Origin of the sequence: Paenibacillus sp. FSL R7-0179, from assembly GCF_038002265.1 — a bacterium.
Taxonomy (GTDB): Bacteria; Bacillota; Bacilli; order Paenibacillales; family Paenibacillaceae; genus Paenibacillus_AQ.
The window spans coordinates 1,556,341-1,569,182 of record NZ_JBBOCC010000001.1; the positions used below are offsets into that span (position 1 = coordinate 1,556,341).

Below are 12,842 nucleotides of genomic sequence, written 5' to 3' on the forward strand. Positions count from 1 at the left end.
CAAATAACTGAAACTGAAGTTCATCCCCTATTTATTCGTAAGTTTTCTTACTCCGGAACTTCATCAGGAACTCATACACCACCGGTACAACGACCAGGGTCAGCAGCGTGGAGCTGACCAGACCGCCGATGACGGTTACGCCAAGCCCCTTGGAGATGATTCCGGCGCTGTTCTCAAGGCCAGTAACCAGTGGCAGCAGAGCGCCGATGGTCGCGAGCGCAGTCATGAGAATCGGGCGAAGACGCGTAGCGCCGGCTTCAAGCAGCGCCTTGCGGGTAGACATCCCCTCATGCTCCTTATGGATGACGCGGTCAATTAAGACAATGGCATTGGTGACCACGATCCCGATCAGCATCAGTGCGCCCATCAGTGCCGAGACGTTCAAGGTCTCGCCAGCCAGGAGCAGGGCGACCAGAGCGCCGATGACTGTGAACGGCAGGGAGAACAGGATGGCGAACGGTGCCAGACCGCCGCCGAAGGTGACTACGAGCACGAAGTATACAATCGCTATAGCCGCCAGCATGGCGATGCCAAGCTGCCCGAAGGTCTCATTAATCTGCTCGGTGACTCCGCCGAAGGTGATGGTTACGCCTTCCGGGAGATCAAGAGCGTCTATTTTGTCCTGCACAGTATTGGAGGCACTATTAATGTCACTGGAGATAATGTCGGCGGTTACCTCGACTTTCATTTTGCCGTCTTCGCGGGTAATGGAGTCCGGTGACTGGCCTTGCTTAATGCTTGCTACCTCGCCAATCGGGACGGTAATGCCCAGCGGCGAAGTGAGCGTGGCGGCCTTCATTTCTTCTATGCTGCTGTAGGAATCCTTGTCCGTCTCAATGTAGACCTTGTAATTCTTGCCGTCCAGCTCTACCTCAGTCAGTACAGGCCGGGTTCCGGAAGGACTCAGTTTCATCGCAAGCTGTCCGGCGGTTAAGCCGAGTGAGCTAAGCTTGGCCTGATCCGCCACGATGGTATATTGATCATAGGCTTCAGAGAGACTGGTCTTCCCGTCTTTGAAGTTCTTGGTGTCTGCTTGAACGATTCCGGCAATTTCATCTGCCACCGGTTTGAGCTGCTCCAGCGTATCGCCGTAGATATTGACAGTGAGAGTGCTGCCGCCGAGCCCGCCTCCGGCCATGCCGGACAGATCGCCCCACACGCCATCCGGCACCTCTTTGGTCAAGCCTTCAATTAACTTCTCCTTCACGGTATCAAAATCAGGCGTATTGCTGTCATACGTGACATAGAACAAGCCTGAATTGCCTGAGCCCATTCCGAACGGGCCGCTGCCGCCGATGGAATACTGCATTTTGTCCAGATGCTTCTGGGCCAGAATGAACTTCTCAGCCTTCAGGCCCAGCGCTTTCACATCCTCCAGCGTCTGCCCGGCCTTCGGGGAGAAGGTAAGCGTAACATTCTTCTCTTCCTGGGAAGGCAGGAAGCTGACGCCGATCGGCTTGATCAGGAACAGGCTGCCAGCCAGCAGCAGGACAGCAACACCCAAGGTAATCAGCTTATGCGAGAGACACCAGTCCAGGATGCGGACATACCCGCCCGCCAATGCGCCGGGCTTGTCTTCGTGGCCCTTTTTCCCCTTCTTCAGTCCATTACGGAACAGGGTATGTGCAAGCGCAGGCACCAGGGTAATGGCGACTACCAGTGAAGCCAGCAGCGCGAATACCATAGTGAGGGCAAACGGCAGGAACAGCTCACCGACCATCCCGCTGACAAAAGCGAGCGGCAGGAAGACGGCAATCGTCACAATGGTTGAGGACATGATCGGTACAAACATCTCACGGGTAGCCGCGCTGATCAGCTCTCTGCCGCGCAGCTTCTCGCCGGACAGCGTTAGCCGCCGGAAAATGTTCTCAATGACGACGATGGAGTCATCGACTACCCGCCCGATGGCCACGGTCATGGCGCCGAGCGTCATCATATTCAATGTAATATCCATTTGCCGCAGGCATAATATCGCAATCAGCAGTGATAATGGAATCGAGATAATGGAAATAATGGTAGAGCGTATATTGCGCAGGAACAGCAGGATGATAAGCACGGCGAACAGGGCGCCGAAGGCGGCCTTGGACAGCATCGTGTTCACCGAATCCTCAATCGGCTTGCCTTGATCCAGCAGCACGGTGAGGTCCATCGACTTATATTGTTTCTTCAGTTCCTCGGTCTTGTCCTTGACCCCGTTCACGACATCAACGGTGTTGGCGTCATTGGCCTTCACAATCTGAATCCCGATGGACTCCTTGCCGTTGGTGCGGGAGATCGATTCCGATTTGCCGACCACTTCAATAGCGGCAAGCTCGCTCAGCTTCACGGTCGGAAGCCCGGTCATGGCAGCCGCGCCAGCGCCGTTACTGCCAGCCGCAGCCCCGGTACCGCCAGTGCCGCCAGCCGCAGCACCGCTTGAAGCTGCGCCGCCAGCGGCCCCGGCACCCGCGCCGGCAGCGCCAGGGGCAGAGGGAACCAGCGGAATGCTGACATTCTTGAGGTCCTCCACAGTAGTAATGTTGCCGTCCACGACAACAGCCTTCTGTGCTTTGTCCATCTCGAACAATCCGAGCGGCACCCGCAGGGAGGAAGCCTGGATGATGCCTTTGATCGTATCCTCGGTCAGTCCGTACTGCTTCAGCTTCTCCTGATTGAATTTCAGGGAGACTTCTTTGACATATTGTCCGGCAATCTGCACAGAGGCGACACCTTCAATATCCTCCAGCGCCGGGCGGATATCATTCTCGGCAACCCGGGTCAGCTCCTCCAGATCGCCGGAGCTCTCATCCGAGATACTGAGGGAGATGACCGGCAGCGAGCTGAGGCTGAAGCGGGAGATTTGCGGCTTTTGCACCCCATCCGGCAGCTTCACCTCGTTCAGCGCTTCGCGGACTGCTGCTGTCGCGTTGTCCAGGTTGGTGCCGTAGTTGAATTCAATAGTGACACTGGAGGCATTCTCAAGAGAGGTGGAGGTCAGCATTTTGACCCCGTCCACATTGCGGAGCTTCTGCTCCAGCGGCTTGCTGACATCATTCACGACGCCTTCGGGTGCGGCTCCGGGATAAATAGTAGTAATGCTGAGATAAGGGATACTAATGTTAGGCAGGGTCTCCTGCTTCATAGTCATTCCGCTGAACAGACCGGCGAAGACAATAATGATCGTCAGCAGCCAGACGGCGAATTTGTTGCGGAGTGAGAAATTAATTAAGCTTTTCATCAGTAAAGGGAACCTCCAGTACAATTATTCTTGATTTTACGGGCGTGCCGTATCTGTCCTTAATGAAGTCCGCAGGAAGTGTGCATATAAGGTGTGAATTCTTTCTTCAATTGGCTAAGCTCAACGGATAGCCCGGGGTACCCCTCAAGATTGGCAATCATCCCTTGAATAATCGCTTTCCGTGGCCGGGTGGTGAGGATTTCGCTCTCCAGAATGCCCAGAGACTCCAGACCGTCTTCGGCATGCTCCGGGCTGATTCCGTCCGCTTCACTAAGCCGGAGCTTCATTGCTTTGATCAGCTGAAGCGGGCTCTGGCGCGGACCTTCTCCTTGGCCCTCGGCCCAGCCGGCCAGGACTGCGGAAGAGATCAGAGGGGCGGGCTGCCCGGCAAGCAGGCCGGCGGCCATAATGTCCAGCCAGTCCACCAGCCGGTCAGCCAGCTCAGGGATGGAGAGGGCGGTCTCGCGGCCGAACAGCAGCTTGATGCTGGAGCTGATCATGCCGTGGCTGAGCACGCATAGCTCGCCTGCATAGGGCATAATCTCTGGCCCGTACATGAGCTCCAGCTTCTGCTGGAACCAGCGCAGCAGGGCGGCGTTGTTCTGCTTCACCCAATCGGGAATCTCGGCCACACCTCTGCCAGCCACCTCCTGGAATTGGCGCTGCAGGAATTCGCGCAGCTCGTATACATGACTGAGCAGAATTTCGAGCTGGTTGCGCAGCTTCTCCCGGGGCTCTCTGTCTGCGGCCTGCTCCTCCTGCTGCAGAGGAGCATGAATCATCCGGAAGCAGTAGATGTATATGCTGAGCTCCAGCTCTTCTTTAGATTTGAAGATCAGATATAGACTTCCTTTGGAGATCCCGCATAATTCGGCAATTTCCTGCATGGAGGTGGAGGAGGAGCCTTTTACAGCGAACAGCTGCATGGCGGTCTTGATGATTTGTTCTTTTTTGTTGATGCTTTTAGCGGTCAAGGCGATATAAGCCCCCGTTCTGACTAGACAGTTCTGTATTTGACTGATTGGTCAGGGAGATTATATTATATATCCTGCAGCAATACAAATTTGCAGGTTTCAGTAGGAAGAAACGGATTCTTCATGTAAGATATACATGTGTCATTTTGGTGATAATCGGCGGAATGAGAAGGTAGGGTATCTATGAGAAGAGGTCTGCAGGCCATAGTCATTATAGCGGCTTTTGTGGCTTTCTATTATTTTGGATTTGGGATTTTCGGCAGCACCGCCGGAACCATTATCAGTATTTTTTCCACATTGACGGTCATCTCCATCGGACTCGGTATCTTCATGGAGAACCGCAATCCCTCTACCACCGTATCCTGGATTCTGCTGCTTGCGCTGATTCCGGTGCTGGGGCTGGTGTTCTACTTCCTGTTCGGACAGAATGTGTTCAAACGGCGCAAGTATGACAAAAAAGCCCAGCGCGATCTCATGGCCTATGAACGGATTGAGAATGACGCGCTGCGGATGCACCAGGATTGGTCAGTGTTCAGCCCTGCGCGGCAGAAGCTGCTGGGTCTGTCGCAGAGACTGGGCCGGACGCCGATTTCGTTCAGCTCGGAGACGCGCATTTTAACCAACGGTGAAGAGACCTTCGGTACGCTGCTGCTGGAGCTGCGGCAGGCGCAGCATCATATCCATATGGAATATTATATTTTCCGGGCGGATCATATCGGCACGCGCATTCAGCAGATTCTGATTGAGAAAGCCCGTGCGGGCGTGGCGGTCCGGTTCATGTATGATGCGGTCGGGAGTATTCAGCTCTCCAGAGCCTTCCTTAAGGAGCTTAGCGATGCGGGGGTGCAGGTGGCTGCTTATGGCAATTCCACCTCCTTTTTCTCCAGCCGGGTGAATTACCGCAATCACCGCAAAATCGTGGTCATCGACGGCGATGTCGGCTTCATGGGCGGGCTGAATGTCGGGGACGAGTACTTGAGCCGCAGCAAGACCTACGGGTTCTGGCGGGATACACATATGCTGCTGAGAGGCGAAGCGGTGCGGACGATGCAGATTATTTTCCTGCAGGACTGGATGCACACGACCGGTGAGAAAATCCTGGAGCAGGATTACCTCTCCCCCCAGCTTCGCTTCACGACCGGGGACGGGGCGGTGCAGATTATTGCCAGCGGCCCGGATAATGAGCGGCGTGCGCTCAAGAACATTTTCTTCTCCATGATAACTACAGCGGAAAAATCCGTCTGGATCGCCAGTCCCTACTTCATCCCCGATGAGGATATACTGACTGCGTTGCGTGTGGCGGCGATGTCGGGGCTGGATGTCCGCCTGCTGTTCCCGGCCAAGCCGGATAAATGGATTCCGTTCCTGGCCTCCCATTCCTACTTCCCGGCGCTGCTGGAGTCCGGCGTGAAGATCTATGAATATGAGAAGGGCTTCATCCACTCCAAGCTGCTGATTGCCGACGGGGAGATTGCTACGATCGGAACGGCGAACATGGATATGCGCAGCTTCCATCTTAATTTCGAGGTGAACGCGCTGCTGCTGCAGACCGAGAGTGTCTCGCGCATTGTCGCAGACTTCGAGCGTGACCTGCAGTCCACGCGGCAGATTGTCCATGAGACCTTCATGGAGAAAAGACTGCTGGAGCGGCTGCTGGAATCCGCTGCCCGGCTGATGTCTCCGCTGCTGTAAGCGGACGAGCAGATCGAAAAACGGTACCGGCCTTTTGGGGCACGGTACCGTTTTTTCTTTTTCCATTCAGAAGGTGGTGAATCCAAGCCGGGTCTGTATCCGGTAGAGGATATATTTCAACCAGGTGGCGTCACTCTGATATTCCCCCAGTGGCAGGCTGTATTGAGCTCCCTCGTTGTTCCACAGCCGGTTGAAGTAACCCTCTACCTCTGCATACAGCGGCTGCTCCCGTGGAACAGACACCCAAAGGTCATTCTCCAGGTTATAGTCGTCCAGATTCCGGGCTGTGAAGTTCGTCGATCCGCCGAGCAGGATGGAGTCGCCTGATGCCTTGGCAATGAACAGCAGCTTGCTGTGATACTGCTCCTCGCCTGTGTTGTACCAGCGGATCAGGATATTTCCATCCGAGCGGCGGTCCAGGTCCATCGCAACCGGGCGGTTCGGGATGCCGATTTTGTCACGTCCGAAGGCATTCTGGTTAGGATCAAGCAGCAGTCTGACCTGGGCACCGCGGGCATCTGCGGCAAGCAGGGCATCAATAATTTTGTCGTCCGCCAGATAGAACATCCCCATCCAGATGACATCCCCGGGTCCTGCCGCAGCGATTCCTTCCAGCGCATATTTGTACACCTTGCCTTCGGTCAGATAGCGGACCTCAAGCGGGGCTTCCCCGGATACGGCGGCAGGCTGCTTGAACTTGGGAGGCTTGCTTAGCAGGGAGCCGGCTCCTGACAGATTAGCCGCTGCCTGCTCACTCCGCAGAATATCCTCCTGAATAGGGCCCTGCACCTCCAGAGCGATGTTGGAGTGATAAGCGCTGGCGTCATGTACATTGCCGGAGGAGATCAGAGCGGTGTTCTCGCTCAGCACGACCTTGCGGTGATTGGCTTTGACATTCAGCAGCTTCAGATAAGAACGGGCGGTAATGTCCGGTCCTCCGCTGGCCATCAGATTCGGAATCCAGCCGTTGCCGGATTGCCCGAACCACTGGATGAAGGTACGCCAGACCGCCGAATAAGCGGGAGTCGAATCACGCAGATCATCCACATCCGTAATAATGACCTTGATCCCGGCCGCGCTCATCTCATCCAGAAGGGCGTTAGGTGCAGAGCCGTAATTCGTATTCACCTCATCGGTGATGAAGACGATCTCCATGGCGGGATGAGCGGCTTTCTGGGCAAGCAGCTTATCGGTAAGCTGTCGGCTGACAGCGGGGAACTGCTGGTCTGTATGGGTATAGTTATTGAACAGGAACAGATCAATCACAAGGAATTGCCGGGATTCTTCAATAATCTGCAGAATTCTGGGCAGAATCTGTTCTTCCCTCGCCTGCTTGCCGCTGTTGTCCTGATAAGTCAGGTCATGCCAGAAGGCAACCGTATTGACCTTGTAAGCAGGGCTTTCCGCAGAAAGTCCGGGCGGCAGCGGCTTATGGGTCTGATAGAGCATCACCCCGGCCAGCCAGAGGAGAAGAAGGATCAGGGCAATCAGGAGCTTGGAACGGCGGCGCAGGAAGAGCTGTGTCTGGCGCTTGTGGCGGGATGCCGTAATGGCACCTGAAGCCAGCGTAATCTGTAATTGTTCGGGTGTGACGGGATGGCGGCCTTGATTCATATTCATCCTCCTGGGTCTGCTGCCGGGCCAGAGTGGCTATAGGGTGGCCCGGCATTGTAAGTACCTATAACGCCCGTTAAGGAGAAGTGAAGCAGCTGAGTGTAAAATCCCTGAAAAATCTAGTGTTACAAAAAGCCCTCCATTTCATCCGCACTGTACCGGCAAGCTGCATCATACAAGTTCTGGTGACATAACACGGAAGCGATTGTATAATGAGTGTAAATAATTTGTATAAGGTTTGAATCTTCAAAGTATTCAGTGTAAACAGGAAGCGAGTGAGAACCATCGTGTATTCCATCAAACAGGTCGTCGAAATGCTCGATATTCCCTCTGTCACTCTGCGGGCGTGGGAGAACCGGTATCAGGCTGTCGTCCCGGAACGTACCGAGTCCGGCTATAGACTGTACAACCAAGAGAATATTGAGGACCTCCGCTGGTTGAAGGAACAGACCGATAAACCGGGCATCAGTATCTCACATGCTGTGCGGATGCTGAAGCAGCATAAGCAGAAGGACCTGGATGAACGGCTGGCCGTTGCGGGCGGTGACCCCAAGGATGCCTTGGACAAAATGAGGCAGCAGATCTATGCAGCCCTGCTCGACATCCAGGGTGAGCGGGCCGACGCCCTGATCGATTTCGGGTTCTCCCTGTATGGCTATGAGGCGATGGTCCATCAGGTGCTGGTGCCCGTTCTGGTGAAGGTTGGTGATGCCTGGGAGCAAGGGACGGCAACCGTTGCCCAGGAGCATTATATGACACATATGATCTCGAACCGGCTATCCCAATTCTTTCATGTGTTCCCGGTGTATGCCCATCTGCACAAGGTGCTTGCCTTCTGCCCGGCGGGAGAGCATCACCAGGTCGGCCTGCTGCTGTTCTCGCTGTTCCTGCGCAGGAACGGGGTTGAAGTCATCTATCTGGGGTCCAATACCCCCGAGGACGGTGTGATGGAGCTGCTGGCGAAGCAAGAGCGGATCGGAGCTGTCTGCCTGTCCGTTACGAATGGCACTCTGGTCTCTTATACGGAGGAGCTGCTTGAGCGGTTGGGTGGACTATACCCCGAGATGCAGCTCATTGCGGGCGGCAAAGCCTATGAGGGAATCAGCCTCCAGGATACCAACGCCACCTATGTGATGGCGGAGCCGCCGGAGCAGTGGCAGGCCTGGTTCGATCAGGAATATGCCGGAAGCCGGCATAGGGCGTAGCTTTTGCAGCAATTATAGTGAATTTTAATAGAGTATGCGATTCCATAGGAATCGGTCAAAACCCTTGTACAGGGCTGGCCGGTTCTTTTGCTATGGACAAGTCTAGCAACCAAATTGCTGGAAGTGCGGCGGATGATATTTACATGGCCCGGCAAAGTATGTATGATACTTGTATCACTATTGTATAGTTTTTGTATAATGTTTGAACGAAGGAGGATATCGCTTGATCCGAACCACAGATACCGCAAAAGTCGCAGTAATCGGCGCAGGGCCGGGCGGGCTGGCCGCCGCCATGCTGCTTGCCGCCGAAGGATATGAAGTAGATCTCTATGAACAGCAAGCGGTGGTTGGCGGAAGATCAGGAGAATTGAAGCTGGGAGACTACCGTTTCGACCGGGGAGCTACCTTCTTGATGATGCCTCATTTGCTCGAGGAGCTGTTCACTCTGGCCGGGCGTTCAGTGCATGATTATGTTGCGCTTACGCCGCTTGACCCGCTATACTCCCTGCATTTTGGAGATACCGTATTTACGCCTTCTACGAACCAGGATCAGACGGCGGAGGAGATTGAGCGGCTGTTCCCCGGCAACGGCAGCGGCTACCGCCGGTTCATGGCAGAAGAAGCCGACAAGCTGGAGCGGGTGATTCCGCTGCTGCAGCGTCCGTTCCAATCGTTAGGGGATTATGTCAAAAGAGATGTGTTCCACGCGCTGCCCAAGCTGAACGCTACAGACACTGTGTACAACCGGCTGTCCCGTTATTTCGATGATGAGCGGCTGCGGTTCTCGTTCACGTTCCAGGCCAAGTATCTGGGGATGTCGCCTTGGGAATGTCCGGGCACCTTCACGATTCTGTCGTACATGGAGCACCGTTATGGCTTGTACCATCCAACTGGCGGAATTAACCGCGTGCTTCAGGCTATGGCTGAGGTCATCCAGGAGCACGGCGGACGGGTCCATACCGCAAGCGGAGTGAAGCGCATTATCGTCAAGGACGGGCAGGCCGCAGGCTTGCTGCTGGAGAACGGGGAGAAGGTGGATGCGGATTATATTGTGATTGGTGCAGATTTTGGTTCGGCAATGACACAGCTGTTCGAACCTGGACTTCTGAAGAAATATACCCCGGCCAAGATTGCCCGCAAAAGATATTCCTGCTCCACCGCCATGCTCTACCTCGGTGTGGATGGAGAGGTGGATCTGGGACATCATTCCGTTCATTTCGCGGACGATTACCGGCGTAATGTCAGAGAGATCACCGAGCTGGGCGTTCTGTCGGAGGATGCATCTATCTATATTCATAATCCGTCAGTCATTGATAAGACACTGGCGCCTCCGGGTAAGTCCTCGCTCTACGTGCTGATGCCGGTGCCTAATCTGAATGCCGGTATCGACTGGGAGCAGGAGCGTGAGGAGGTAGAGGACTGGATGATGGAGCGGCTGCAGCAGATTCCGCAGCTGTCCGGAATCGCCGGACGGGTAGAAGAGAGCCTGTTCTTCTCTCCGCTGGACTGGCAGAACCAGCAGAATGTATACAACGGGGCCACCTTTAATCTGGCCCATAATCTCGGGCAGATGATGCATCTGCGGCCGCATAATACCTTCGAGGAGGTTCGCGGCATCTGGCTGGTCGGCGGGGGAACCCATCCGGGCAGCGGCCTGCCCACGATCTTTGAGTCGGCCAAGATCAGCACACGGCTGCTGCGGGAGCATGACCAGGCTGTACGGGGGCGGTTCACCGTACAGGCAGGCGCAGGCGCGGGGGTTCCGCTATGAGCCGCGTTGCCATTGTAGGCAGCGGAATCGGCGGGCTGACGGCAGCGCTGCTGCTTACCCGTCAGGGGCATGAGGTGATTATTTATGAACGGGCAGCCCAAGCAGGCGGCCGGGTGGCTTTTGAAGAGCAGGACGGCTACCGGATTGACCGCGGTCCTACCATTGTGCTGCTGCCGGAGATGCTTCTGGGTATTCTGGAGGAAGGCGGCCTTCCGCGATCCAGCCTGGAGCTGCTGCACTGTGATCCGCTCTACCGGGTTCACTTCAGAAGCGGGCGGGTGCTGACCAAATTCGCGGATGCTACGGCGCAGGCGGAGGAGATTGACCGGCTCTATCCCGGAGAGGGCAAGGGCTTCACCCGGTTCATGAAGGACATGTCGGTGCTGTATCCGCAGGGGCGGACCTCGTTCCTGGAGCGGGGATATGCAAGCGGGCGGGAATTCTTCAGTCCGGCTAACCTGTCGCTGATGGTCCGCCTGCGTGCTTACCGGAATCTGCGCTCTGCTATCGGCCAGTATTTCCGCAGTGAGGAGCTTAAGGATGCGTTCTCCCTTCAGAGCTTGTATATTGGAGGAGCACCCTTCCGTACACCTGGCATTTACACCATGCTTCCTTACGCCGAGCATGCCTTCGGCATCTGGATGCTGAAGGGCGGATATGGGACGCTGCCACAGATCATGGCCCGGGAGCTGGAAAACCGCGGGGTAGAGATTCATACGGGCACAGAGGTGGAATCCCTGATTGTTGAAGAGAGCCGCTGCTGCGGAGTTGTTGTTCAGGGGCAGTCAATTTCCTATGATGCCGTTCTGTACAATGGGGATTTCCCGAATGTCGAGCAATTGCTGCCTCCTGGTGTGTTCAAGCAGGAACAGGCACCGGTTGTGACGGCGAATATGGGCAGAGCCGTAACAGCTAAGGCCATAAAACGCGGCACCTGGAAGCCCTCCTCGGGCTGTCTGCTGATCTATGCAGCCACGGATAAGCGCTGGCCGGATTCGCTGGTGCACCAGTTCTTCCTGCCGGACAGTCTGAACAGCAGCCTTCACGAGCTGTTTGACCGGGGACAAATTCCCCAGGATTCATCTTATTATGTATTTAATCCGGCAGCACTGGACGATAGTGCAGCCCCTCCCGGACAGAGCGTGCTCTATTTCCTTGTTCCAGTCCCGGCGGCGCCGGACAAGAACTGGGAGGAAATAGCCGGAGCACTAGCCGATACAGTCATGTCGGATGCCGAGAAGCGGGGCTTCCCCGGGCTTACCGCGAGTGTGATCTGGCGCAGACTGAGAACGCCTGCCGATGCGGAGCAGGAAGGAATGTACGGCGGGGGCAGCTTCGGTATTGCACCGCTGCTGAGCCAGTCGGGAGTATTCCGGCCCCAGCCGAAGCCGTATCCGCTTAAGGGGTTCTATGCCGCTGGTGCTTCCGTCCATCCGGGCGGCGGTGTGCCGATTGTGATGCAGGGAGCGAAGCTTGCCGTTCAGGAAATGATAAAGGAGATGAGCGTACATGGATGAAAGGATACTGCAGCAATGTGAGGAACTGATGAAGAAAGGGTCCACTTCGTTCCATAAGGCGTTTGATGTTCTGCCAAGTCCCAGGCGAGAAGCGGTGCATGTTATTTATGCCTTCTGCCGGATTATAGACGATAGTGTGGATGAGCCGGAAGGCGCGCCGTACAGCATCCATGAGCTTCGGGAGCATTTCATGAATTTGGAGCAGGCGGACGGGCATTTCATCTGGCCGGCGCTGCGCTGGCTGTTCAGCAGCTTCCCGCAGCTTCAGCGTGAGCCGTTTCTTTTGCAAATGGAGGGACAGCTTAGAGATCTTACCTTCACAGCCTATGACACGATGGAGCAGCTTAAGGATTATTGTTATCTTGTAGCGGGAACGGTAGGGGAGATGCTGCTGCCTGTTCTGCGGGAGGATCAGAGTGAAGCGGCACGGACCTCGGGAATTGCGCTGGGGATAGGAATGCAACTGGTGAATATCATCCGCGATGTAGGTGAGGATCTCAGAAGAGGACGCAGATATGTGCCGCTTGAGGTGATGGACAGACATGGCTACAGCCAGCAGGAGCTGGAGGACGGAGAGGTCAATCACCGGTTCACCGCTGTTATTCAGGAGCTGCGGACAGAAGCGCTGGACTGGTTCCGGCAAGGACTTGCGCATGTGGATAGTTATCCTTTGGAGAGCGGTCTTGCCATTGAGCTTGCCGCATCCTTCTATGCTGCTATTCTGGATGCTGTGGAGGCAGACGGGTATGATGTTTTCCGCAAAAGATCCTATGTCAGCGATGAAGCCAAGCTTCAGCTGTTCCAGCGTACGGTCGTGCGTTATGCCGGTGTAAGAACTGCGGTGGTCTGACC

8 protein-coding genes are annotated in these 12,842 nt (G+C 55.5%); 5 read left to right on the forward strand and 3 right to left on the reverse strand.

Going from position 1 to position 12,842, the window contains the following annotated elements:
* Positions 1-31: 31 nt before the first annotated feature.
* On the reverse strand, positions 32-3,217 hold the full coding sequence (locus tag MKX63_RS06830) for an efflux RND transporter permease subunit (protein WP_341016106.1): 3,186 nt from the start codon (positions 3,215-3,217) through the stop codon (positions 32-34).
* A gap of 59 nt (positions 3,218-3,276) precedes the next feature.
* Positions 3,277-4,191 carry a TetR/AcrR family transcriptional regulator gene (locus tag MKX63_RS06835; RefSeq protein ID WP_341016108.1) on the reverse strand — a complete coding sequence of 305 codons (915 nt, stop codon included), beginning with the start codon at positions 4,189-4,191 and terminating at the stop codon, positions 3,277-3,279.
* 183 nt (positions 4,192-4,374) lie between these two features.
* Between MKX63_RS06835 and cls the strand changes: the two genes are divergently transcribed.
* A complete protein-coding gene (cls, locus tag MKX63_RS06840; RefSeq protein ID WP_340751264.1) occupies positions 4,375-5,883 on the forward strand; it encodes a cardiolipin synthase in 1,509 nt (502 codons plus the stop codon).
* 66 nt (positions 5,884-5,949) lie between these two features.
* Here cls and MKX63_RS06845 read toward each other — a convergent pair whose 3' ends face one another.
* Entirely contained in the window at positions 5,950-7,497 is a 1,548-nt protein-coding gene (locus tag MKX63_RS06845) for a phospholipase D family protein (RefSeq protein ID WP_341016109.1), read from the reverse strand.
* Positions 7,498-7,772: 275 nt separating this feature from the next.
* Here MKX63_RS06845 and MKX63_RS06850 point away from each other — a divergent pair, with 275 nt between their 5' ends.
* From MKX63_RS06850 to MKX63_RS06865, 4 genes are all read left to right on the forward strand, one after another.
* On the forward strand, positions 7,773-8,702 hold the full coding sequence (locus MKX63_RS06850) for a MerR family transcriptional regulator (protein ID WP_341016110.1): 930 nt from the start codon (positions 7,773-7,775) through the stop codon (positions 8,700-8,702).
* 223 nt (positions 8,703-8,925) lie between these two features.
* Positions 8,926-10,473 (forward strand): phytoene desaturase family protein, encoded by a 1,548-nt coding sequence (locus MKX63_RS06855; protein WP_341016112.1) that lies wholly within the window; start codon positions 8,926-8,928, stop codon positions 10,471-10,473.
* Positions 10,470-11,990, forward strand: coding sequence for a phytoene desaturase family protein (locus MKX63_RS06860; RefSeq protein WP_341016114.1), 1,521 nt, complete (start codon positions 10,470-10,472; stop codon positions 11,988-11,990). Before MKX63_RS06855 ends, MKX63_RS06860 begins: the two co-directional genes overlap by 4 nt.
* Positions 11,983-12,840, forward strand: coding sequence for a phytoene/squalene synthase family protein (locus MKX63_RS06865; protein ID WP_341016116.1), 858 nt, complete (start codon positions 11,983-11,985; stop codon positions 12,838-12,840). Before MKX63_RS06860 ends, MKX63_RS06865 begins: the two co-directional genes overlap by 8 nt.
* The last annotated feature ends 2 nt before the right edge of the window (positions 12,841-12,842 follow it).

Coding starts and splice junctions, on each gene's coding strand:
- MKX63_RS06830 (WP_341016106.1), bottom strand. CDS start 3,217: ATGAAAAGCTTAATTAATTTCTCACTCCGCAACAAATTCGCCGTCTGG.
- cls (WP_340751264.1), top strand. CDS start 4,375: ATGAGAAGAGGTCTGCAGGCCATAGTCATTATAGCGGCTTTTGTGGCT.
- MKX63_RS06845 (WP_341016109.1), bottom strand. CDS start 7,497: ATGAATCAAGGCCGCCATCCCGTCACACCCGAACAATTACAGATTACG.
- MKX63_RS06860 (WP_341016114.1), top strand. CDS start 10,470: ATGAGCCGCGTTGCCATTGTAGGCAGCGGAATCGGCGGGCTGACGGCA.
- MKX63_RS06865 (WP_341016116.1), top strand. CDS start 11,983: ATGGATGAAAGGATACTGCAGCAATGTGAGGAACTGATGAAGAAAGGG.